Origin of the sequence: Brevibacillus sp. AG, assembly GCF_028369215.1 — a bacterium.
GTDB classification, from domain to species: domain Bacteria; phylum Bacillota; class Bacilli; order Brevibacillales; family Brevibacillaceae; genus Brevibacillus; species Brevibacillus porteri.
On the sequence record NZ_JAQMYO010000006.1, the window covers coordinates 152,935 to 175,837 of the forward strand.

The window sequence follows — 22,903 nt, forward strand, 5'->3', positions numbered from 1 at the left end:
CTGACTCTCGGATTATGTCTATCATGGAGAGAGTTGGACAGATCGAACGATTGAGGTGGAATATATGTTTGGGTTTGGCAAAAAAGCAAAAAAGCCAGATGGTATTGATGTTTTGATAATCAAAACCGAGGAAGCGAAAAATCGCAACTTTTATCAGGTTGCTTTTCCGAGCGTGGTAGCGAATGATATTTTGTCCATGCTGCAAAAATTGGAGAAATCAAAAATGAACAAGCAAGAGTTCCTGGGGGAAATCGGCGGTTTCCGTATCGTAACCCACTTGGAAGCCTTGACTAGTTTTGAAGTTTTGGATGATGCAGATATGGAGGCGCAGCCGATACAGATTCAAGATTTTGCTAACATGCTTTTGCGTCGTTTGGAAGCGTTGGAGGAAAGTGGCAAGTTCGGCGAGAGCGAAGATTTAGCATTCATCATGGGTGAATTGACTATGCTGCGTGATGGCAGCTTTGTACCACAAGACTAAGAAGCTTTAACGAGGGCCGTTGGGATAACCGACGGCTCTTTTTCTTTTCCCGGAACTTTTCTTTGAACCATTCGTAATAAATGGAGTGGAAGTAAATTGGAAAAAATGTTGAAAACGGCGGGGGAGAGGGGAGACACAGCGATGATAGAACTTGTCAATGTGACGAAAAGCTACAACGGCATCATAAAAGCAGTTGATCAAATGAATCTCACAGTGCCCAAAGGAGAAATTTTTGGCTTCCTCGGACCAAATGGAGCTGGCAAGACAACCACGATCAAAATGATCACAGGGATCACACGTCCGGATCACGGTGAGATCACGATCAATGGAAAAAATATTCGATCCGAAGCACTGGAAGCAAAACGCCAATTCGGTTATGTACCGGATAGCCCTGATCTTTTTTTGCGCCTGAAAGGTCTGGAGTATGTCAGCTTCATGGCAGATATTTACGAGGTGCCTCAAGAGGTACGAGGAAAACGGATTTTGCAGTTGGCGGATCGCTTTGACATGAAGAACGCATTGGGGGATCCGATTCAGAGCTATTCGCACGGTATGCGTCAAAAAATCATGATCATGGGTGCGCTCATCCATCAGCCAGAAGTGTGGATTCTCGATGAGCCTTTGACTGGACTCGATCCCAAGTCATCCTTTACGTTAAAAGAAATGATGCGTGAACATGCGGATAGCGGTCGAAGCGTATTCTTTTCCACACACGTACTGGAGGTTGCTGAGAAGCTGTGCGATCGAGTCGGGATCATCAACAAAGGTAAAATTTTGTTCAGTGGAACCTTTGCTGAGCTGCGCGAGCATTTTCAGTCAGACGTATCACTGGAAAGCTTGTTCCTGGAGTTGACCAAGCATGAATAAAGTGCTGATTTTGACGAAGATGATGATGAAAAACGCGGAGCCAGCCTGGAGAGTGGAGAAAGGGAGTGGCTGGAAGACCGCTCTGTTACTCATTGTCATTGCACTAGGCGTTCTTCCCATGATGGCTTCGGCTGTACTGGTAATTTCTGAGTTGTATGACGGATTGGCGCTGATCGGACAGCAGGGGGCTTTACTCGGATTTGGCGTAGCCATGACGTCTCTTGTCATCTTATTATTCGGGATTTTGTATGTCTTGAGTGTTTTCTACTATTCCAAGGATGTTGAGCATTTGTTGCCGATGCCGCTTGCTCCAGGGCATATTCTCGGAGCCAAATTTACTCTTGCACTCGTGTATGAATATTATACAGCAGTGGTTTTCCTGGGGCCTCTGTTCATTACGTTTGGCGTGAAAAGCGGCGCAGGGATCATGTATTATCTACTAGCGATCCTTGTCTTTTTGGTTGTTCCTGTTTTGCCGCTTGTGCTGGCTGCTCTTGTCGTGATGCTGTTCATGCGTTTTACGAACGTCAAAAAATACAAAGAGCGCTTCCGTATCATTGGAGGGCTGATCGGGATTGGAATTGTCGTTGGTTTTCAAGCGCTGTTCCAACGTCAGTCTAGCGGAAGTGAATTTGGTATGGAGCAAATTCAGCAAATGCTGTTGACACAAGAAAATGGGCTGTTGGGCTTTGTCACTCAGCTGTTCCCTGGAAGTAATCTGGCTGCCCTTGCTTTAATAGACAGCGGTACTTGGGGTTCTCTCGGCTATCTGTTTGCTTTCCTTTTCGTGGCGATTACAGGTATAGCCGCCTTTCTCTACGCCGGAGCGTATCTCTACTTTTCGGGTGTGATGGGAATGAGTGAGTCAGTCGCCAAACGAAAAGAAGTTGTCGATACTGCATTTGCCAAGCTTGTCCAAAAACGTCCGGCTATGCTGGCATACGCGCTCAAGGAATGGAGAATGTTATGGCGGACACCGGCATTTCTGATGAACTGTACGTTATCCAGCATTCTGATTCCGATACTCATGTTGATCCCATTACTTAGCCGTCGTGACAGCGGGGAAATGATTTCATTCATTCAAACTGTCATGCAGAAAGGCTCGGTAGCGGGTATGAGCATAGCCATCGCCTTTGCTGCTTTTCTTATCATGGGTGCCATGAATAGCACCTCCGTAACTGCCATATCCAGAGAAGGACAGGGATTCTTTACGAACAAGCTACTGCCTATGCCATATCGCGACATCCTGTTGGCAAAGCTGTTCCCAGGATTGGTGCTAAGTGCAGTGAGTATGTTGCTGCTTCTTGCAGAGGCCGTATGGTTTTTACAGCTTTCGCCTGGCTTTATCATACTTGCCATCGTGAGTGGAATTCCGGGGCTGATTTTTATCAACATGGTCGGAATCTTGGTGGATTTACAGCTGCCTAAGCTGCGTTGGAGCTCCGAACAAGAGGCCATCAAGCAAAATCTCAATCCCCTTTTCCCGCTGGTACTAGGCCTTATGGCAGGAGGACTAGTCGTCCTCGCCAGTTTTTCGCTGGGGACATCTATGTTAGGGACCGCTCTTGGGATTATCGTCCTGTTCACTCTCATTAACATTTTCTTATATCGGTTGGTTGTTACCAAGGGACCAGGCTGGTTAGAGCAGATTGAAGGATAGTCAGCGCATAGAGAAAAAGGATATAATTGGGCCGCTATTACAAAGTGCGGCTCTTTTTCATTTGTTTTGAAAAAGTATAACGAAGTTCCGTTTTCATCCCGATACAAGAAAGGGAGAGATCAGACCCAGGAAAATAGACCAATATGGCAGGAATGGATGCTACTGGGGACGAATTCCAAAAAAAGGGAGTAAGGAAATGATCATGGAAAGAAAGGAGTCATCGTAAGTCATGGTAAAGCGTTTTGCTATCGTTTTTCTCTTGGCACTGCTAGTGGTGCAAAGCGTTTTTTCAGGGAGTGCGAATGCGGCTGCACCTGGCATGTATACGGACATACAGGAACATTGGGCGCGTGAACACATCAACAAAATGGCGGATCTGGGCATCGTAAAGAGGAAGGGATATCAGCCTTTTTACCCAAACAAGCCAATTACTCGAGGCGAAGCTTTGGCTATGCTGAATCGCGTATTTGAGACGGTATATGGACCGATAGAAAAGCCAGAACGCAAGCCAAACCTGGATCATCGCTATCTACTCCGGGGGGAAGTAGATCAACTGCTGAGCAATCTAAAGACCATGATGAAAATCGAAACAGACGATTTGGGCAAGTTTGATCCAGGAGACCGGATGCTGTACTATCTATATTTGGCTGAAACCGGACACCTGATGAAAAAGCAAGAGAAGGAAAATCCGAACTGGTGGATGTCCAGTGCCGGGATGCAGTGGCCATTGACGAAAGAAGAGGCCAGCTTGATGCTGTTTCATATGCTGGCACCCCAAAAATTCCGTACAGCCAATATTAAACCACAAGATACAGTCTCTTTCTTTAACAGCCATTACGAATGGAAGCGCGACCGATTCTATCGGGATACATATTCACCGTACCCACTGGCGATCCGCGAATTCAATCTGTTTCTCACGGACAAGACCTTTTCTCCGAACAAGATCCTGACGCGTGCAGAATACGTTGTCGTGATGGATCGACTGATTGATTATTACCGGATGGATGTAGCTTCGCAGTTCCGTGGTTCACCTGCGAATCAGCAGCATATCGCGCAAGTGTATTTACGAGCAGCGAATTTGGCGTACGAAACAAAAAATCAGAAGCAGCTGTCTGTGCTCTTTACAGACGATGCGCTCAAAAGCATGACAAAGCTGGAGCAAGTGCCCACATATAACGGACCAGTAAAAGTATCGGTCAAGGTAGACGAAAACAATTCGAAAACCCTCTGGGTGATTGCTCATTATCTAGACCCGAAAAACGGAGACTTCCAGATTGAATACCGATTGGAAGGAGACGCGTCCAACGCTTACGGACGCAAGATCACCACGCTGATTTACTCGCAAAAATAGCACAGAAAAAGGGGCACTGGACAACAGGGTGCCCCGTTTCTTTTTTTCTTACAAAGAAGCGACAAGAGACGATTGCAACTGACAGAATTTTCGATTACAATAAAAACTGAACGGTGATTCAGTTGGTGGGAGCGTAACATCTCCGGGCATGTAAGACAGCCAAAACGTGGGATGTCATTTTTTAACCCACATACTGAATGAGCATTCATTCAATAAGAGACATGTGCTGATGTACACAGGAATATCTATAGAGAAAGTAGAAGTTTTAAAAATGCTCCTCTAGTCTGAATATTAGGTATTCACTGTTGCGAGGCCATTCTTTTGACCATGAATAAGCCATGACTAGGTTTTTAAAAAGGAGGATTTGGAGATGGAACGCAAAATTCGCAAGGCGGCAGTTCTCGGTTCAGGCGTCATGGGCGCTGGGATCGCAGCACATTTAGCCAACGTCGGTATTCCCACTTATTTACTGGACATCGTGCCGCGTGAATTGACAGCAGATGAGAGTACAAAAGGACTTACTTTGTCTGATAGCGTGGTGAAAAATCGGATCGCACAAGCGGGCCGTGACCGACTTTTGAAGGAGAAGCCGGCGCCGCTCTACGATAAAAAGAACATCGACCTGATTACAGTTGGTAACTTCGAAGACCATCTTTCTTGCTTGAGCGAGGTCGATTGGATTATTGAGGTAGTCGTCGAGAATATCGAAGTGAAGAAAAGCGTCTTCGCTATGGTAGAAGCGCATCGCAAGCCAGGGACAATCGTGTCTTCCAATACGTCGGGTGTTTCTATCAACGAAATGGCAGAGGGACGCTCTGATGACTTCCGCAAGCATTTCCTCGGCACGCACTTTTTTAACCCACCGCGCTACTTGAAACTGTTGGAGCTGATCCCAGGTCTTGATACAGACCCGCAAGTCATCTCTTTCATGAAGCATTTTGGTGAGCATGTGCTCGGAAAAGGAATGGTCGTTTGCAAGGATACGCCTAACTTCATTGCGAATCGCATCGGTACATATGGATTGCAGGTTTCGATCCACGAAATGGTGCGACTGGGGCTTGGGGTAGATGAGGTAGATGCGTTGACAGGACCGGTCATCGGCCGTCCGAAGAGCGCTACGTTCCGCACACTCGATGTCGTCGGACTGGATACGTACGTACATGTGGCGGGTAACGTCAGGAACAAAAGCACGGATGAACAGGAGCGCTCGGTTTTTGAAGTGCCGGAGTTTGTTCTGCAAATGGTAGAGAAAAGATGGATTGGGCAAAAAGCTGGTCAAGGCTTTTTCAAGCAGGTGAAGACGGAGAAAGGGAAAGAGATCCTGGCACTGTCAGTTGACACGCTGGAATACCGTCCAAGTGTGAGGCCGAAGTTCCCTTCCCTCGAAACAGCTAAAACAGCCAAGACATTGCCTGAGAAGTTGAGAGCGCTCGCTTACGGCAAGGACAAGGGCAGTGAGTTTGTCTGGAGTGTCTTCAAAAAGGTATTGCTGTACTCTGCGGAAAAGGCTCATGAGATCGCGGACGATATCGTCTCTGTTGATCAGGCCATGAAGTGGGGCTTCGGCTGGGAGATGGGACCATTCGAAACATGGGATGCCATTGGTCTCGAAAAGTCAGTGGCAAGAATGCGTGAGGAAAACGAGAAGATTCCGGCACTCGTCGAGGAGCTGCTCGCGAGTGGGAAAACCTCCTTTTATCAACAAGAGCAAGGGAAGCGCAGCGTGTTTTCCATCGGAGGCACCTACAAGGATGTCGAAGAGAGCAAAGAAAACATCAACTTGGTAGCACTTAAGGAGCAAGGCAAGCTGATCAAGAAAAATGCGGGTGCCGCTTTGATCGATTTGGGCGATGGAGTCGCATGTCTGGAATTCACCTCTCCGCATAATGCGCTCGGTATGGATGTCTTGCACATGGCAAGTCAGGCCGCAGAGGAAGTGCAGAAGAACTTTGCCGGTCTGGTCATCGGTAATCAAGGCAAGAACTTCTGCGTCGGGATGAATCTCGCAATGGCGTTGATGGAAGCACAGGATGAGAACTGGCTGGAGCTCGATATGCTCGTCACGAACTTCCACAAAACAGCACGGGCACTGCGCTACATGCATCGTCCAGTCGTCGCAGCACCGTTCGGCATGACGCTGGGCGGCGGTGTCGAGGTGGCCTATCTCGCGGATCGTGTACAGGTATCGGCAGAGACTTACCTTGGACTGGTAGAAGTGGGAGTAGGACTTTTGCCTGGTGGCGGGGGAACGAAGGAGATGCTGTTCCGTGCAATGGAAAACGTTCCAGAGGGAGGCAGCGTGCCAGTTGATCCGTTCCCGTTCGTGGCGAAGGCGTTTGAAGCTATTGCCATGGCAAAGGTATCTACGAGTGGACAGGAAGCTATCAATCTGGGGTACCTGCGACCGACTGATCGCATCAGCGTGAATGCTGATCATCTGTTATACGATGCGAAGCAGCTGGTGCTCACGATGGACAAAGAGGGATACACGCCACCCGCGCCACGCAAAATTCGCGTCATCGGAGAAACGGGTTATGCGAACCTGCGCCAAAATATTTATGCCATGAAGAAGAGTGGATATATTTCCGAGCATGATGAGTTGATCGCAAGCAAAGTTGCTTATGTCATGTCCGGTGGTAACGTGCCAGCGGGTACAGAAGTGACAGAGAGCTACATTCTGGAGCTGGAAAAGCAAGCGTTCCTCGAACTGATCAAGACACCGAAAAGCCAGCAACGGATGCAGCACATGCTGACCAAAAACAAGCCTTTGCGTAACTAGGGAGAGGGAGGGATAACGATGAGAGAAGCAGTTATTGTCGCGGGCGCCCGCACCGCTATCGGTAAATCGAAAAAAGGAAGTCTCAAAGATTTTCACCCAGTCGATATGGGAGCCGCAGTTGTAAGCGACCTGTTGCGCCGCGTGCCACAGCTCGATCCGGCTGATATCGAGGATATCATCATAGGGACGGCTGTACCGGAAGCTGAGCAAGGCATGAATATGGCTCGCTTGATCGGACTGCGTGCCGGATTGCCGACCAATGTATCGGGAATCACGATCAATCGCTTTTGCTCCTCCGGTTTGCAGACGATTGCTTACGCTGCTCAGCAGATCATGGTCGGCAGTTCCGATGTGGTTGTCGCTGGCGGGGTGGAGAGCATGAGTCTTGTGCCGATGCTCGGTCACAAAATCGCACTTAATCCGACTCTGGTAGAAACGAAGCCGGAAGCGTACATGAGCATGGGCCATACGGCTGAAGAAGTAGCGAAGAGGTACAACATTTCTCGTGAGGATCAGGATGCTTTTGCTCTGCAAAGCCATCAGCGTGCGACAGCTGCGATAACTTCAGGAAAATTCCAGGATGAAATCGTACCATTGACAATCAAGCAGCATTTTGTAGATGAAGCTGGCAAGGTTCACGTCCAGGAACGTGTTTTTGACAAGGATGAAGGAGCGCGCTCGGACACGACGCTGGAGGCACTCGCCAAGCTCAGGCCGGTCTTTCATGTGCAAGGCAGCGTAACGGCAGGAAATTCCTCGCAAACGAGCGACGGCGCAGCGGCAGTTCTCGTGATGTCTGCCGAAAAAGCAGCCGAGCTGGGTGTCGAGCCGATGGCAAAGTTCCGTTCTTTTACGGTTGGCGGCGTAGACCCTGATGTCATGGGGATTGGCCCGGTTGTCGCGATTCCAAAAGCATTGAAACTAGCGGGAATCAGCTTGGAGGATGTCGATCTGTTTGAGTTAAATGAAGCTTTTGCTTCTCAATCGATTGCCGTCATTCGCGAGCTGGGACTCAATCCTGAAAAGGTCAATGTAAATGGTGGGGCAATCGCATTAGGGCATCCACTCGGTTGCAGTGGTGCCAAGCTGACCGTCCAGCTTTTGAACGAAATGAAGCGCAGAGGTGGCAAATACGGAGTCGTTACGATGTGTATCGGTGGTGGAATGGGAGCCGCTGGCGTTTTTGAGATGATCTAAATTTAAAATAAGGAGTGGGATAGTAATGGCAGAAACAAAAGATTTGATCCGCGGTGGAAGCTTTTTGATCGATGCAGGTTCAGCTGATGATGTATTCGTGCCAGAAGAATACACCGAAGAGCAAAAGATGATTGCCAAGACGACGGAGGATTTCGTCAATAATGAAGTTCGTCCTCATCTGGAAGAGCTTGAAAACCACCAATTTGATATTTCGGTTCGTCTGTTGAAGGAAGCAGGGGAGCTCGGTCTATTGGCAGGTGACGTTCCAGAGAAATACGAGGGACTGGGGCTGGATAAAGTCAGCACTGCACTCGTCACAGAGAAGTTCTCGCTGGCTCGCGGCTTTGCGCTCAGCTACGGCGCCCACGTCGGTATCGGGTCACTGCCGATCGTGTACTTTGGAAACGAAGAGCAAAAACAGCGCTACCTGCCTGATCTGGCATCTGGAAAACGAATCGCTGCCTACTGCCTGACAGAGCCTGGCTCTGGCTCAGATGCGCTGGGTGCGAAAACGACAGCGACTCTCTCCGCAGATGGCACGCACTATATTCTCAATGGAGAGAAGCAATGGATCACAAACGCTGGCTTTGCTGATGTATTTATCGTATACGCGAAAATCGATGGCGAGAAATTTACTGCCTTTATCGTCGAGCGGACATTCCCAGGTGTTTCGTTTGGGCCGGAAGAGAAGAAGATGGGGATCAAATGCTCCTCAACACGCACGGTCATTTTGCAAGATGTACCTGTGCCGGTAGACAATCTGCTAGGTGAGCCTGGAAGAGGTCACGTGATCGCGTTCAACATCTTGAACGTTGGTCGTTACAAGCTCGCGGTGGGCGCAGTCGGCTCCGCGAAAAAAGCGGTGGAACTCGCGTCGAACTACGCAAAAGAACGCAAGCAGTTCAAAACGCCAATTGCCAACTTTACTTTAATCAAAAACAAGCTGGCGAATATGGCAGTGAAAACGTATGTAGCTGAAAGCTCCGTCTATCGGACAGTGGGTCTGTTCGATACAGCACTGACTCGATTGGGTGAAAAAGCGGATGATGGCGCAGAGGTTGCGAAGGCGATTGCGGATTATGCGATCGAATGCTCGATCAATAAAGTATTTGCCACTGAGGTTTTGGATTACTGCGTGGACGAAGGCGTGCAAATCCATGGTGGATACGGCTTTATGTCCGAGTATGAGATCGAGAATATGTACCGTGACTCGCGGATTAACCGCATTTTCGAAGGAACGAACGAAATCAACCGCATGCTCATCCCGGATACGCTCGTGAAAAAGGCGATGAAAGGCGAACTGCCGCTCATGCAAGCAGCAGGCAGTCTGCAAGCAGAGCTGATGAGCTATTATCCAGAAGAGATTGAAGATGCACCTTTAGCTATGGAGAAGCATCTGATCAACATCACGCGCAAAATCATTTTGATGGTGGCTGGTTCTGCATTGATGAAATACCAACAAGCGATGTCCAAAGAACAGGAACTATTGGCATTCGCGGCTGACATGCTGATCGAGCTATATGCAATGGACAGCATCGTGAAGCGTACAGAGAAAGCATTGGCGGCAAATGGCATCGAAGCCGAGCAGCAAAAGCTGGAAATGACCGCTGTCTATGTGCATGAGGCATTCGATCGTATCGAAGGCTGGGCGAAGGAAGCATTGGCGGCAATGGAAGAGGGCGACGAGCTTCGTCTGCGCCTCTCGATCCTGAAAAAGCTGACCCGCCGCACGCCGATCAATACGGTGGCACTCAAACGTTCGATTGCGGATCGTGTGATCGAAGCGGGAGCATATGTGGTGTAGTTCTAAACAGTAAAGGGAAAAGACGCAAAGATCAAAGAGTGCTACTCAGGCTGTCGAGAAAATCGACAGCCTTTTTAATGTGACTCAGCGGAATTCCTATTACTTAAAAGGGAGGTTAGAAATAGGTGAAAAATCTAGAGTGAAATTCCGAAATAGTATATATAGGAAATAATGGAAAGGATGGAATGCTTTGCTCCCAGATCATCTGAATAGCCAATTACTATCCATGCTGGAACAACATCAGTTAAAAGAAAAACAAGATTTCATACTCGAGCATGCTGAGCCTTTCGTAAATATCGTTGTCGAGGAGGAAGAAAATTACGAGACGACCGGCAACAGTCGGATCGCTGGATACCCAGACTTGCCTCCCGAGCTCGAATGGCCTTGTGTCGATGATGACCATTACTATACATTTATTGCCCAATTCAATATGAGCGAGCTTCCCGCAGATACACTCGATTTCTTCCCCAAGCACGGAATGCTCTATTTCTTCCTTGGGTTGGATGACTCTGCCTCTGATATTGATCATCGAATCTTCTATTACGATGGAGATATGAGCCTTCTAAAACAGAGTCTCCCTCCAGAGGATAAGGAAGAAATCGCAAGTGCCGATCGTGATTTTACTAGTGTGAAAATATCCTTCGAGCCTGGTGTGACAGTGAAATTCGATAGTGATCTGGGGAATTATCTGTCTGAGCAAGACGAAGAGCTGTACGGTAAGCTTTACCACCATGATGACACTATATGGGGACAGGATGAAGCGTTTACCGAAGATTATAGCCTCAATGCTTATTTTTGTAGAAATGGGCTACAACGGCTCGTGTACCAGTACTACAGAACGGAGGAACAGGTCAGAGAGGAAGCGCAGAATATGCGAGAGATGGGTCATGAGTCTTACGCACAAGAGTTGGAGGAAACACTGCCTTTGTTGAATCAATACAAGAATGACGCGTCATTCTATCAGCAGCAAGCCGAGGATTGGCACCAGCTGTTCAAGCTTTCCTCTTTGAATGAGGCGGGTATGTATTGGTGGGATGTTGGGTATCTCCAGTTTTACATCAGCAAAAAGGATCTCGAAAAACGGATTTTTTCCAATACATATGCATGTATCGAATCCAGCTAGATTGAGTATGGGAAAGGGCTATTCCACTTTGAGGGAATAGCCCTTTCCCCGCTAGTTCCCAAGACTTTCTAGACAGTTAGAAGAGCAAAGCTCACGCTTTGCTCCTTTCCCATTCAACGCTCTTGCTTCACCTTCGAAATCCCGCCATCGAAAATCGTTACTTTGACGTTCACCGCCTCCAGAGAGGACGGGTTAAGCGGTAGCGTTTCATTTTGCTGCATTCGTTTCCATTCTTCCGGATATTTGCGATAAAGGGTGTGCCCCAGTTGAAGCGTGTCCATCTGTTGCTTCCGTCCTTTTTCGTATAGCCCCCGAATCTCCTCTTCGATTTTTTTCGCGGCTTCTTTCTCGATTTCCCGAACGGGGCTTATGTGATGGTATAGCGGTATGAAGCCCAGCAGCTCCACATCGATCTGAAACGAGACTTGATTGTCTCGCAGCAGCGGCTGTATCTTTACTTTTGGTTTTTGCAGGACGAGATTTGCCAGAGGTTGTTTGCCCTTTTTTACGGTCAGTAACGATCGATTGGTATGCTCGTCTAGCCAGCGCAATCCGAGCAGCTCAGAGCGCGGCCAGCAACCCTTGACCTCCTTGTTTTGCAGCATGCAGGCACCGGTTGTTTTAAGCTGGGGCAAAGGTTTGTTGTCCTCCGACCAGGTCTTTCTGTTAATGGAGAGCATTGGCAAATAGACGACCTTGTTGGGTTCATCTCTTTTCCTGACAAATTGAAACAGCTTCATCGGATAAATCGCCGAGTTTTGCTTGTGAAGATCCTGTGGATTGGACAATTGCGAGTAAATGGCAGGCTGGTTGAATACTTGCTTGGGCGTAAGAATATCCATCAGTGGTTCTTTGGTCACATACGTCCAGATGGTGTAACGAAATTCGTAAAACCGGTCGAGCTCATCGATGACTTGATCGAGAAGCGGGCGTTTCAATATCTGTTCACTGAGAACCAAGGAACGAATATGACTCCAAGTCATTTGCTCCTGATTCGTGGGATACAGACTAAAAAGGGCGCTCACAAAAGAATCGCCGCTTCCTTTTGCAATGGCCACCCCGCTTGCAGATCGTTCTCCTCCCGCTTCTTGTTTGGCGATGGTAGAGAAGCTCAGCAATTGGGCGTACACCTCGAATTTATTGTCAACATAATCGACCCCAAGTGCATTGACATAAAGCAGATTTTCAATTTCACGTGCGTTCCAGCAGCCACTTAGCAGGAGCGGGAGGAGGAGGATGACGGCCATTACACGGATGCGAGCCATATCAGGAGCCCTTCCTTTTCGAGGGATCATGCAGGAATTCAGGGCTTTTCTCTACTTTTCGCCATGGTGTACGGAACAGTGTTTTATACAAGTCAGGCCAAGAGGTCGGGGCAAGCGGCGACAAATAGTACAAGCCAAAGGAGCGCATGTTGGAAAAGAATAGAACCATTGCTAGAAGCGACATCATGAAGCCAAACATCCCGAGAAGGGAGCATAAGAGCAATATCCCGAACCGAAACAGGGTAACAGACGAGACGATATGTTGATTCGATAACGTAAAGGTAGCCATTACGGAAAGCGCGACAATGACAAGACTGCCTGTAGAGGTCAAACCGGCCGATATCGCTGCTTGTCCAACGATCAGGCCTCCAACAACGGACAGTGTTTGACCAATCGATAGAGGAAGGCGCAAACCAGCCTCTTTAAACAAATCAAACAAGAGCACCATGAGCAAAACTTCCAGTGCAGCTGGCAACGGAACGCCTTGTCGCGACTTCACAATGGTGGCAATCAAGGTGTAGGGAAGCTGTTCCTGATGATAGGTAATAAGCGCGACCCAAAGGCCGGGTAAAAAGAGCGCAATGATCACGCAGGCCATCCGCAGAATACGGACAAACACTACGGAAAAAACAGATGAGCTGGTATCCTCGGCAGCGTTTAGCAGCATGAAAAAGTTAACCGGGCCAATTAATGAAATAGGTGAGCCATCGATCAATATGGCAAATCGACCTTTTAAAAGAGCGTTCACTACATAATCGGGCCTTCCGGTGTACTGAAATTCTGGCAAAAGAGTAAAGGGGGATCGAGATAACCGTTCTTCTACTTGCATACCGCTTACAATGCCCTTGCTATCAAGCGAATCCATTCTGTCGTGAATTTCCTTCAACAAAATCGGATCGATTTGGTCTTGCAAATACAATAAACCAATGCGCGTATGTGTATGGCTCCCGACGATATACGGGACGAATTTTAGTTGATACGTCCGAAGCCTTTTGCGGATCAGACCCAGATTCGTATTGATTTCTTCCGTAAATCCATCGCGCGGGCCGCTAATCGATGCGTCGGTATTGGTTTCCTCAGGTTCGCGTCGGGGGGGATTTCCCGTCTCTACATAATAGGCAGTATGAAAGTCTTCAAACATCATCAACAAATTTCCGGAGAAAACGTGTCTGCATATCCAATCAACATTCGTCGGCTGTGTCAGCTCATTCATGAAAAAGAGCCGTTTTTCAAATAAATCCTCAGCATCTAGGATGTCTTCGTTCACAAAAAGCTGCACGAGCTGCGGCATCAAATACTCGCTGATCTGGTTCAAATCGCACATGCAGTCGGCGTAGATAAAATGCACGCGAGTGGGAGAGTGTCCTGGGCCGAGGGAGTGCGTATCTATGTATATGTCATTGCAGTCTTCAAACAAATCTCGAAATGCCTGTAGCGAAATCGAAGGCAATTCTTTAACGGTTGTTGCTGGCGTGTACCCTTTGACCTTGGCAAACCTACGATTCGTCATGTTGTTTCCTCCTAGAGGCGAAGGCTGTCAAGAGAGCAAAAACGATGGAAAGAGACAGGGCCAGTACGAAAAGACTGGGCAAAAGCTGTTTCGATAACAGGCTGTAAAATTGGATCGCACTTATGGGATAGCGGGAGAGGGCAGATGAGAAGAAAAAGAGCCCGATTAACCACCAAATCCGTTTCTTTCCATACGGAATCATCAGTATTTCGACAATCAGCAAAAGCGAGAGAGAAATGCGCGTAAAGGCACCGCTAAACCATTGGTATATGCTCAGGGTATCGAGATGCTCGATATATAGGCCAATATTGGCGAGTCGCCATTCCTCATAGGCAGGATAGCGCAATTTTCCGGCTTTATCCGGACCGAATTCTACAATAGCACCTAAGGTTGGCCCGAATGTGAGGCCAATCATGACAAACGCCAAAATGAAAAGTTGATAGTACGGCACTCTCGATTGAAGGTGATGCTGCATACATAACAGGAGGATCAGTTCGACAAAGCCTGTGCCCGCATACATCATTCCTCGTAAAACAGGGGCAATCCCGTTTTCCATCATAGGGAGGAGCAGACTGTAATCTTTGTTTGGAAAGTTAGTAGACATCACGAAAAATCCCAAAAGGACGACGAATGGCAAAAGTACAGAAGAGGTCATTGCGATGGAGCGGATTCCAAACATCGCGTTGACGAGACAAAGGACTGCAAACAAGATCGTATGTACCTCCAGCGGTGTCTCTGGAGCAAACGATAAATTGACCCACGTAATCGTATCGGTCATCGTCATGGTGGCGATTGTAAAGCAGTAGACACATGTCAGCAGCGCCAATACGAAATAAAGCGGGAAGCCGTACGTTTTTTTGATCCAGTAAAACAGATGCTCATTCTCTGTTTTTTTATAGACCGAATAGAGTAAACCAGTCCACAACAAGTAAAGCAGCCCAGCTAACAATACCGAGATCCAGGAGTCTCTTTTGGCCGAATCTAGCATCAACGGAATGACGATGACATGGTTCATCAATCCGTTAGTTAAAAGCAGCATGACGACGATTTGTGTAAAAGATAATCCGTTTTTCATGATTTCCCCGCCAAAGTAATCTCGTACTCCCAACAGTATTTGCAGGGCGTTGGGATTTATTCGATCGAGCGGCAGAATGTGCCAAGTCTCATGCATATTTTGGGAAGCTCTCACGAACGCTAATGGAACATACTTCGGAAAAGGGCGGGAGCTGTAGGAGATGGCGATGAGAGGGTGGCTGAGAAGAAAAAAGACATCTGTCAAAGACAGGATGAGCCACTCGAGTGAGCCTATCCGTGTTCGGGAGATCAGTGAGCGATTAAGTGATAACCTTGCGGAGCTGAATGCGATTTTCACGCTGACACCTGATTTGGTCATTCGGACGTTTGCTTGTCAGCATATAGAGGGCATGGTTACACTCGTCTACTTGAACGGCTTGGTTGACAAAAACTCGATTAACAACAATGTGCTTCGTCCACTTTTGTCACATCCAGCGGGTGAGAAATCGAGTATTTTTGACCTGTTATCTGTCGGAAAGGTATCAGTTGCCTACGACTTTCGGAAAGTAGAAACTGAGATTTTGCTTGGGAGCAGTCTTTTATTTATCGAGGGTCGAAAAGAAGTGCTTGTGATTGAAGCGAATGGATGGCCGCAGCGGGCGATAGAAGACCCGCAGTTGGAGGCTGCGCTGAAGGGCGGACACCAAGGGTTTGTCGAAACGGACACGCAGAACATTGCCCTCATTCGCCGCTATATTCCCAACCGTGAAATGAAAATAAAAGAAATGTGGTTAGGAGAACGAGGCCTTACCAAGCTCTCGATCATCTATTTGGCTGATGTGGCGAATCCAGAAATATTACAGGAGTTGGAAGATCGGCTCAAGAGCATCAAGGTTGACTCGATTCTCAATGCGTCCGAACTGGAGGAGTATATCGAGGATAATCCTTACTCTCTGTTTCCGCAGTTTTTGACTTCAGAACGGCCAGATACAGTTGCCTCTCATATCTTGCAAGGGAAGATTGCTGTCGTTGTCGATCGCTCTCCAAGCGTATTAATCGGTCCGGCTACTTTCGTTTCCTTTTTTCAAAATGTTGACGATTACGGTACGCGCTGGCCTGTCGCTACGTTCATCCGATTGCTTCGGTACTTGGCTTTCTTGATTGCTACTTTTTTGCCTGCGATTTATATTGCGGTGATTTCTTTCAATTATGAGGTGATCCCACTCGATTTGATTTTGTCAGTCGGAGAGTCCCGCGAAAAGGTTCCATTCCCTCCCCTGTTAGAGGCATTCATTATGGAGCTCACATTGGAAATGCTTCGGGAATCGGGAATTCGCTTGCCAGCGCCTATCGGACAAACAGTCGGTATCGTAGGGGGTATCGTGATCGGTCAAGCGGTCGTACAAGCGGGGATTGTGAGCAACATTATGGTGATCGTCGTTGCGTTTACAGCGATCTCATCGTTTATTATCCCGAACTACGATATGGCCTCGGCAGTCAGGCTAATTCGATTTTTGATGATGATACTTGCTGCGATGTTTGGGTTCGTTGGAATTATAGTGGGATTAATGACACTGATTGGCCATTTGATTACGCTGGAATCATTAGGTGTTCCTTATGGAAGCCCTCTTTCCCCTGTGCGTTTCGGAGATTGGAAAGATTTGTTTATCCGCCTGCCACTATGGAAAATGAAAGATCGTCCCCTGTCAGCCCACACGATTGAGGAGCAAAGGCAGGGGGATAATCGGCCAAGGGAGGACGGGTGATGAAAAAGTATACGTACAACCAATTGAGCGTTCTCCAGTACATTCTCCTCATTCATGGGGCACAAGTAGGGATCGGAGTATTGACGATTCCCAGAGAATTGGCGGAGAAGGCGAGCACCGATGGATGGATATCGCTTTTGATCGGATGGCTTGCGGCAACGTTAGTCAGTCTCATCATCACGAACATGATGAAGCAGTACCCGGAGAAGACGATTATCGATATATTTCCATTGATCTTGGGCAAGTGGCTCGGTCGTGTCGCTATTGCTTTGATGTCCATTTATTGTGGGATAGCGGCGTTCGTTTTGCTGATAAATGCCACGGGAATCATTAATGTGTGGCTCCTGTCTCAGACACCGGCCTATGTCGTCGTATTCCTTTTTGCTCTGCCGACCTATCTGGTTATCCAGGGAGGGGTTCGCGCGATTGGAAGGTACGCCGAGCTCGTGTTCTATCTTACACTTTGGATACCTTTTGTTCTCACGACAGCTTACCGAGAGGTTCATTGGTTAAACTTGCTGCCAGTAATTAAGGAGGGCTGGCACCCAATATGGGAAGCGAGCAAATCCACGGTGCTCTCATTTCTTGGATTTGAATTTGGTTATTTCGCCTACCCTTTTTTGCAAAAAAAGCAATATGCGTCTCTCGGCATTGTCATTGCGAATACATTGACGATGCTTGTGTATATATCTGTCATCATCGTTTGCTTTACTTATTTTAGCCCCGATGAAATCAAGGAGTATACATGGCCTACGCTCAATCTATGGAAAGCCATCGAGTTCCGTTTTTTGGAACGTGTCGATATTCTATTTCTCTCTAGTTATTTGTTTATATTGTCAACAACTGCATCTCCGTACATCTATTTTTGTGTCTTTTCATCCAGTCAGTTATTCGGCATGAAGGATCACCGCAAGCATTTGCGTCTGTTCCTTCTTTTGGTTCCAGTGGCGCTATGGTTATATACGCCATCCTTTATCGATCTGAAGAAAGCGTCACAAATTTGGAGCTATACAGGATTGTTCTTTGCTTATGCGCTTCCGTTACTGGCTTGGGGACCGATCAGGCTATCGAAACGAGCAGAAGGTGGGAAAAAAGCATGAGGGCATTTCAGATTCTGTTATGTAGCTTCCTGGTAATCATGTTGGCAGGATGCAAGGACCAGATCAATTTGGAGGATACTACTTTAACGCTGATGCTCGGAATCGATTTGAACGAAAAAAACGAGCTTCTCTATTTTATCTCAAGCCCCGTGTTCAATCGGGAGGCAAAGGAAAAATCTGAGCAATACGGTATCCGGTCATCTACAATTAGAGAGGCGAGAATGGGCTTTGATGAGCGAGTGACAGGCTTGACCCAGCCAGGCAAGATTCAGGTGCTTGTAATGGGGAAAAAGCTGCTGGCTCACCCGGACTGGTTTCGGTTGCTGGATGTCGTTTTTCGGGATGCAAAGTTCAGTGTCAACGCCCGCATGGCTGTGCTTGATGGTCCGTTGCATGAGTTGTTTGATTTTAAACCAAAGGACAAGCCTCGTCTGTCCATTCATGTAACAACGCTGATTGACACAGCCAATAACAGAAATCTGACGGTAAAGACGAGGGCGCAGGAGCTCCATCGGCAAATGTATGAAAAAGGGATGACGCCTTCCCTGACTGAGTTGAAGAAAGAAAAGAAGGCGGTCAAGGTAATGGGGACGGCTTTGTTAAAAGAAAATGGAACGTACGCAGGCTCGATAGAACCGCGGGATACGATTCTTTTGCAAATGTTGCTCCATGAAAAACAAGGGGAACTGTCTGTCACCATCCCGATTAAAGAGCCGAACGAACACAATCAAATTGTGAAAGACAGGATCAGTTTTTTTATCAAAGGCGTCCAAAAAAAAGTGAAAACATCCTATCAGAACGGTCGGTTTCATTTTGACGTTCATTTCAAATTGCGAGTGTCTATATCGGAGCGAATGTTTCCGTTCGACATGAAAAAGGACTACAAAAAGATGGAGCGAATGATCAGTGACGAGTTACAGAAGGATTACACGAAGTTAATCAAGAAATGCCAGGAAATCGGTGTAGACCCATTTGGGTTTGGTCTCTATGCGCGTGCCTATGAATATAAGGAATACAAAAAGGTAGAGGATGATTGGACGAAAGCCTTTTCCAATGCCACAGTTGAAATCAAGCCTGACGTATCGATTAAGGGAAATGGCGTCATAAAGTGAAGGGTGAAAGACAAAACCCCCTGGCAATCAGTAAATGCCAAGGGGTTCGTTATTAATAGATCGCTTCCCAGCCTGCAGGAGTGACGAACAGGCGAATCGCCTTGATTTTGCGGTCGTCCATCAGGGTGAAGTAGTGGCGGTAGTTCGGTGGTACGGAGATCAGATCGCCTGGCTCCAGCTCGACGTCGAAGTAGCGATCATCTTTGCCTTTGATGGCGAAAATACCGTGACCATCGACGCAAAAGCGGCACTCATCGTCTGTGTGGTGATGCTCGCCCTTGAATTTCACCAACAGCTCGTCGAGGTTAGGCGTTTTGTCAGAGAGGACGATAATGTCCGCTGTCAAGTAACCGCGACGTTGGCTGATCGCATCGATTTCCGGCTTGAAGGTGTCGAGAATCTCTTGTTTTTCCTCGTCTGTCGGGCTGTAGTTATCACGGTGCTTCGGATCAAGACGATCCACGCCCCATTTTTCGTAAATGATCTCTTGGGTGTCCAGGAAGGAGACAACTTCCTCGGGTGCTGAGATGTACTCATTGTTGTCGTGAAAACGAATTTGTGCCATCGTTTATTCCTCCTTAATTGGTGGTTGTAGTGGACACGACTGCTTGGCGCAATTGCAGCCAGCGGGCGTGATACTCGAATAGGAATTCAAAAGCTTCCAGGTGGCGCTTGGCCTCGAAGTCATTGCCGCCCCACGTGTAGATACCGTGGTTACGGATGAGTACACCGGGAACTTCTGGTGTGATCACTTTTTCAATTTCGGTAGCCAAGGTCGGAATATCGGCAAAGTTCTCAACAATCGGAACAGTAATGCGCGCGTTTTCTTCCCAGATTCCGAGTCCCTTGATCAGCTCTTGTCCTTGAATGGAGAAGGCTCGTTGTCCAAAGTACAGCTCGGAAATAAGGTTGTTCCACACAGTATGGACGTGGAAGCAAGCACCCGCCTTCGGGAACGATTTGTAGACGACGGCGTGGATGAGCGTTTCCGCGGAAGGCTTGAGCGTAGTTTCATCCACCGGACGCGAGTCTTGATCTACGACCAGATAATCTTCGGGAGACAGCTTGGTTTTGTCTTTGCCGCTTGCCGTTACGGCAAATTGCAAGGGATCGTTTTGTATTTTTATGGAGAGATTGCCACTGGTGCCGGGAAACCAGTCCCGGCGGGCAAATGTCAGCTTGGCGTCATCCAGACGGCGAAAGGCATCCAGACGTTGTTCGAGTGTTGCAGTCATGAATTAGACGACCTCCTGTTGGACTTGCTGTAAAATGCGAATCACATCGTGGAACGTAGCAAACTTGCTATGCGGCAATTGCAGCTCTTCCGCCTTGTCAGCGAGGAAGTGACGGGCAATCACATAGTCTGCGATTTTGGCTCCAGCCAAATCAGTGATGGAGTCGCCGATGACGATGCGGAAATGGGTTGCTGGATCGTAACGGCGGATGATTGTCGTCTTGCACATGCCGCAGCCGTTCGTGCAATGCTCATCGCACGCGTTGGGCCATGTAATGGTGATGCGCTCTCCGCTGAAATCACTGCCATTGCAGTAGATCGGTACATCGGTAAGATCGAAAGGTGCCAGGATAGGCTCCAGGAAAAAGTCGATGCCACCACTCGTGATCAACAGCTCAATGCCTTCTTCGCGGCAATAGCTCACGAATTCAGCAAATCCCGGGCGAATCGTCGCTTCTTGGACAATGAAATCGATAATGTCCTGGCGCAAGGAGGAGGGCAAGAGTTGAAACAGCTTACCTACCCCTTCTTGAACGCTTATTTTTTGCGAAAGGATTTGCTCCGTCAAGGCTTCCCACTCAGGGGGAGCAAACTTGCGGACAATCGCTACAATGTTGTCTTTTTCGGTAATCGTTCCGTCGAAATCGCAGAACAGGACGAGCTTCTTGCTCATCGTGCACCACCCCACTTTTCCAGGGCGATCGCCAGTTCTTGTGATTCCGCGGCAGCCTCTTCCAGTGTTCGGCCTGCGGTGACAGCCTCAATCGCGGCGACGAATGCTTTCGCTCCTGCGGTTGCTCCACCGGGATGACCGTGGATTCCGCCACCTGCATTGACAATTTGATCTAGACCAAAGTCTTGATAAAGCTGTGGAACCAGCCCAGGATGAATGCCGGCAGATGGAACCGGGAAGGAACGGCGTACACCATTCAGTGGGTCGGTCAAATGCTTGGCGAGCTGTAACGCTTCTGTCTTGTCCAAGGCGACGTTGCCATATGGAGATGGGAAGAGTACCAGATCTGCACCAGCTACGCGCATCAACGTTCCGAGCAGAAGCGGGGTGGCGATACCGTAGTCAGGTGATGGATAGTAAGCGCCTGCCAATGCTGGATGCGCCATGATCGGTACGTGTACATCGGGATCGGCTGCCAAACGGTGCAGGGCATCGAATCCAAAGGCCAGCACATTGAACAAGAGGCAGTCAGCACCTGCATCTACCGCACGTTTCGCTTTTTCGTTCAGCTCATGCACTGGTCCAGTCAGGTTGGCTGCATAAAGGACGGGCTTGCCTGTTTCGGCTTCTGTCTCTTGGGCGATCTGTTTGAATGCTTTGATCCGTTCGATAAAAGGAGCGCGGTCATCTGCAAAGAAGATTTCGTCATCTTTCACCAGATCGACTCCGCCCAAGGCTTGTGCCCGAAATTGCGTCTTCAGGTCATCGAAAGGAAGACCCAGGCACGATTTGAAAATGCTCATCAAGAGTGGACGGTTATGTGCTCCTAAACGTTCGCGCAGACCATCAATGCCGAACTTCGGTCCAGGAAAAGCCTGAAGGAATGAGTCAGGGAAAACGATGTCGACGAGCTTAATTTTGCCATCCATCGACAGTTTGCCGAATATTCCGGTCAACAAGGATGGAATGTCTGCTGTAAAATTGCGGGTCGGATAGCTGACGGTAATCAAACCGCGTGTTTCTCCGTTTTCCAGTGTCGCAAGCGGTGTCGCACTCACGGCTTCACCAAGATACGGCGTTAGCTCAGCTTGCTTGGCAAGCGGCAGGTCCGTCCAGGAACCGACTGTCATGCCGACAGCAATGGCTTGCGCTTTCTTGTTCAAGTCTTTTGCTTGTGTGAGATAGGTGACGAGGATACGTTGTTCACTCATGGTACGTCTCATCCTCCTTGAATGATTAAAAAAAGCCTCCCCATTGAGCGGGGAGGCGGTTGTCGACTATGAAAGCGTCTCGTCTCCTCTCATCTCTCGGGTCAGTAGCCGAAACGAGCCAAAGAGGCTCTATCTCGACTCTTATCCGTTGGAATTAGCACCGTTTCGCTATCCAAGGTACGCATCATCCGCGTACGATTCATGGTATAGCGCCGGTTGCCGGGCATCATAGGGCCAGTCCCTCAGCCAGCTCGCGATAAGAGTTATTCGTTTCCCCCATGATATGACGTTCATTGTCAGGAGTCAATCCTTGTTTTTGCAGTGAATGTGCAGCAGGTTATCAGAAAAATAAGACGAAGGTGAAACTATTTGGCACTTCCTTCGTGGTAAGGGATGAAGGGGTGTGAACGGCTTGGGAAAGTAGGTCTGGAGTATGTGTACCGGCTGCATGTAAACGATATTTACCGCTATCTTTTCCGGCTGACACAGGAAACCTTTTGTCGCGCCTACTCTTCCTTGGACGACTACCGTGGGGAAAAAGTACGGCCTTGGCTGTTTAAAACGGAGTGCGAATCTACAGAGCCGTCCTCACCGGACCTACCAAAGAACTGCTGAAGCTCAAGGCCGAAAAGTCGATAACAGCAGCGTTTCTAGGCAAGGTAGACTGGTGGAATTGGGAGCGACCTGCGGCATCGGTAACACAATACAGCTACTGATAGCAAGGTGCGAATTTTTGCACAAAAGGGTGTTGACATC

Annotated in this window: 19 protein-coding genes and 1 riboswitch; of the genes, 12 read left to right on the top strand and 7 right to left on the bottom strand. The window is 48.2% G+C overall.

Going from position 1 to position 22,903, the window contains the following annotated elements:
• Positions 1 to 64: 64 nt before the first annotated feature.
• The 8 genes from POF51_RS17025 (at position 65) to POF51_RS17060 (ending at position 11,262) form a co-directional block, all read left to right on the top strand.
• Complete coding sequence (locus POF51_RS17025; protein WP_017251477.1) at positions 65 to 481, top strand: hypothetical protein; 417 nt, start codon at positions 65 to 67, stop codon at positions 479 to 481.
• A 141-nt stretch (positions 482 to 622) separates the two neighbouring features.
• Entirely contained in the window at positions 623 to 1,348 is a 726-nt protein-coding gene (locus POF51_RS17030; protein WP_069849140.1) for an ABC transporter ATP-binding protein, read from the top strand.
• Entirely contained in the window at positions 1,341 to 3,008 is a 1,668-nt protein-coding gene (locus tag POF51_RS17035) for a putative ABC transporter permease subunit (protein WP_069848867.1), read from the top strand. The genes POF51_RS17030 and POF51_RS17035 overlap by 8 nt, the downstream gene beginning before the upstream one ends.
• Positions 3,009 to 3,237: 229 nt before the next feature.
• Complete coding sequence (locus POF51_RS17040; RefSeq protein ID WP_069848865.1) at positions 3,238 to 4,359, top strand: S-layer homology domain-containing protein; 1,122 nt, start codon at positions 3,238 to 3,240, stop codon at positions 4,357 to 4,359.
• Positions 4,360 to 4,729: 370 nt separating this feature from the next.
• The gene (locus POF51_RS17045; protein WP_069848862.1) at positions 4,730 to 7,138 is read left to right on the top strand and encodes a 3-hydroxyacyl-CoA dehydrogenase/enoyl-CoA hydratase family protein; all 2,409 of its coding nucleotides are present in this window, start codon (positions 4,730 to 4,732) and stop codon (positions 7,136 to 7,138) included.
• 18 nt (positions 7,139 to 7,156) lie between these two features.
• Entirely contained in the window at positions 7,157 to 8,335 is a 1,179-nt protein-coding gene (locus tag POF51_RS17050; protein WP_069848860.1) for an acetyl-CoA C-acetyltransferase, read from the top strand.
• Positions 8,336 to 8,360: 25 nt separating this feature from the next.
• The gene (locus POF51_RS17055; protein WP_271755777.1) at positions 8,361 to 10,139 is read left to right on the top strand and encodes an acyl-CoA dehydrogenase family protein; all 1,779 of its coding nucleotides are present in this window, start codon (positions 8,361 to 8,363) and stop codon (positions 10,137 to 10,139) included.
• A 190-nt stretch (positions 10,140 to 10,329) separates the two neighbouring features.
• On the top strand, positions 10,330 to 11,262 hold the full coding sequence (locus tag POF51_RS17060; protein ID WP_083261667.1) for a DUF1963 domain-containing protein: 933 nt from the start codon (positions 10,330 to 10,332) through the stop codon (positions 11,260 to 11,262).
• A 113-nt stretch (positions 11,263 to 11,375) separates the two neighbouring features.
• On the opposite strand, the gene POF51_RS17065 is transcribed toward POF51_RS17060, so the two are convergent.
• The 3 genes from POF51_RS17065 to POF51_RS17075 are packed head-to-tail and all read right to left on the bottom strand — an operon-like array spanning position 11,376 to position 15,208.
• A complete protein-coding gene (locus tag POF51_RS17065; RefSeq protein WP_069848857.1) occupies positions 11,376 to 12,527 on the bottom strand; it encodes a Ger(x)C family spore germination protein in 1,152 nt (383 codons plus the stop codon).
• Position 12,528: 1 nt separating this feature from the next.
• Positions 12,529 to 14,037 (bottom strand): spore germination protein, encoded by a 1,509-nt coding sequence (locus POF51_RS17070; protein ID WP_069848856.1) that lies wholly within the window; start codon positions 14,035 to 14,037, stop codon positions 12,529 to 12,531.
• A complete protein-coding gene (locus tag POF51_RS17075; RefSeq protein WP_083261666.1) occupies positions 14,024 to 15,208 on the bottom strand; it encodes an endospore germination permease in 1,185 nt (394 codons plus the stop codon). The genes POF51_RS17070 and POF51_RS17075 overlap by 14 nt, the downstream gene beginning before the upstream one ends.
• 64 nt (positions 15,209 to 15,272) lie before the next feature.
• Between POF51_RS17075 and POF51_RS17080 the strand changes: the two genes are divergently transcribed.
• From POF51_RS17080 to POF51_RS17090, 3 genes are read left to right on the top strand one after another with little or no spacing between them, the layout of a single operon-like run.
• Positions 15,273 to 16,817: a spore germination protein gene (locus POF51_RS17080; protein WP_069848854.1), complete on the top strand. Its 1,545-nt coding sequence runs from the start codon at positions 15,273 to 15,275 to the stop codon at positions 16,815 to 16,817.
• On the top strand, positions 16,817 to 17,917 hold the full coding sequence (locus POF51_RS17085; protein ID WP_069848852.1) for a GerAB/ArcD/ProY family transporter: 1,101 nt from the start codon (positions 16,817 to 16,819) through the stop codon (positions 17,915 to 17,917). Before POF51_RS17080 ends, POF51_RS17085 begins: the two co-directional genes overlap by 1 nt.
• Positions 17,914 to 19,029, top strand: coding sequence for a Ger(x)C family spore germination protein (locus POF51_RS17090; RefSeq protein WP_069848849.1), 1,116 nt, complete (start codon positions 17,914 to 17,916; stop codon positions 19,027 to 19,029). Before POF51_RS17085 ends, POF51_RS17090 begins: the two co-directional genes overlap by 4 nt.
• A 52-nt stretch (positions 19,030 to 19,081) precedes the next feature.
• Here POF51_RS17090 and POF51_RS17095 read toward each other — a convergent pair whose 3' ends face one another.
• From POF51_RS17095 to POF51_RS17110, 4 genes are read right to left on the bottom strand one after another with little or no spacing between them, the layout of a single operon-like run.
• Positions 19,082 to 19,594 (bottom strand): 1,2-dihydroxy-3-keto-5-methylthiopentene dioxygenase, encoded by a 513-nt coding sequence (locus tag POF51_RS17095; RefSeq protein ID WP_017251464.1) that lies wholly within the window; start codon positions 19,592 to 19,594, stop codon positions 19,082 to 19,084.
• A gap of 13 nt (positions 19,595 to 19,607) precedes the next feature.
• On the bottom strand, positions 19,608 to 20,264 hold the full coding sequence (locus POF51_RS17100) for a methylthioribulose 1-phosphate dehydratase (protein WP_069848847.1): 657 nt from the start codon (positions 20,262 to 20,264) through the stop codon (positions 19,608 to 19,610).
• A gap of 3 nt (positions 20,265 to 20,267) precedes the next feature.
• On the bottom strand, positions 20,268 to 20,936 hold the full coding sequence (locus POF51_RS17105; RefSeq protein WP_069848844.1) for a 2-hydroxy-3-keto-5-methylthiopentenyl-1-phosphate phosphatase: 669 nt from the start codon (positions 20,934 to 20,936) through the stop codon (positions 20,268 to 20,270).
• Positions 20,933 to 22,147, bottom strand: a complete 1,215-nt coding sequence (locus tag POF51_RS17110; RefSeq protein WP_069848842.1) for a 2,3-diketo-5-methylthiopentyl-1-phosphate enolase — start codon at positions 22,145 to 22,147, stop codon at positions 20,933 to 20,935. Before POF51_RS17110 ends, POF51_RS17105 begins: the two co-directional genes overlap by 4 nt.
• Before the next feature lie 86 nt (positions 22,148 to 22,233).
• Positions 22,234 to 22,410, bottom strand: a riboswitch (SAM riboswitch).
• Positions 22,411 to 22,713: 303 nt separating this feature from the next.
• On the opposite strand from POF51_RS17110, the gene POF51_RS17115 reads away from it, so the two are divergent.
• Complete coding sequence (locus POF51_RS17115; RefSeq protein WP_244521778.1) at positions 22,714 to 22,863, top strand: anti-sigma factor C-terminal domain-containing protein; 150 nt, start codon at positions 22,714 to 22,716, stop codon at positions 22,861 to 22,863.
• The last annotated feature ends 40 nt before the right edge of the window (positions 22,864 to 22,903 follow it).

Coding starts and splice junctions, on each gene's coding strand:
- POF51_RS17105 (WP_069848844.1), bottom strand. CDS start 20,936: ATGAGCAAGAAGCTCGTCCTGTTCTGCGATTTCGACGGAACGATTACC.
- POF51_RS17070 (WP_069848856.1), bottom strand. CDS start 14,037: ATGACGAATCGTAGGTTTGCCAAGGTCAAAGGGTACACGCCAGCAACA.
- POF51_RS17095 (WP_017251464.1), bottom strand. CDS start 19,594: ATGGCACAAATTCGTTTTCACGACAACAATGAGTACATCTCAGCACCC.
- POF51_RS17040 (WP_069848865.1), top strand. CDS start 3,238: ATGGTAAAGCGTTTTGCTATCGTTTTTCTCTTGGCACTGCTAGTGGTG.
- POF51_RS17085 (WP_069848852.1), top strand. CDS start 16,817: ATGAAAAAGTATACGTACAACCAATTGAGCGTTCTCCAGTACATTCTC.
- POF51_RS17110 (WP_069848842.1), bottom strand. CDS start 22,147: ATGAGTGAACAACGTATCCTCGTCACCTATCTCACACAAGCAAAAGAC.
- POF51_RS17100 (WP_069848847.1), bottom strand. CDS start 20,264: ATGACTGCAACACTCGAACAACGTCTGGATGCCTTTCGCCGTCTGGAT.
- POF51_RS17035 (WP_069848867.1), top strand. CDS start 1,341: ATGAATAAAGTGCTGATTTTGACGAAGATGATGATGAAAAACGCGGAG.
- POF51_RS17045 (WP_069848862.1), top strand. CDS start 4,730: ATGGAACGCAAAATTCGCAAGGCGGCAGTTCTCGGTTCAGGCGTCATG.
- POF51_RS17080 (WP_069848854.1), top strand. CDS start 15,273: ATGGCGATGAGAGGGTGGCTGAGAAGAAAAAAGACATCTGTCAAAGAC.
- POF51_RS17050 (WP_069848860.1), top strand. CDS start 7,157: ATGAGAGAAGCAGTTATTGTCGCGGGCGCCCGCACCGCTATCGGTAAA.
- POF51_RS17075 (WP_083261666.1), bottom strand. CDS start 15,208: ATGCATGAGACTTGGCACATTCTGCCGCTCGATCGAATAAATCCCAAC.
- POF51_RS17055 (WP_271755777.1), top strand. CDS start 8,361: ATGGCAGAAACAAAAGATTTGATCCGCGGTGGAAGCTTTTTGATCGAT.
- POF51_RS17065 (WP_069848857.1), bottom strand. CDS start 12,527: ATGGCTCGCATCCGTGTAATGGCCGTCATCCTCCTCCTCCCGCTCCTG.
- POF51_RS17030 (WP_069849140.1), top strand. CDS start 623: ATGATAGAACTTGTCAATGTGACGAAAAGCTACAACGGCATCATAAAA.
- POF51_RS17090 (WP_069848849.1), top strand. CDS start 17,914: ATGAGGGCATTTCAGATTCTGTTATGTAGCTTCCTGGTAATCATGTTG.
- POF51_RS17025 (WP_017251477.1), top strand. CDS start 65: ATGTTTGGGTTTGGCAAAAAAGCAAAAAAGCCAGATGGTATTGATGTT.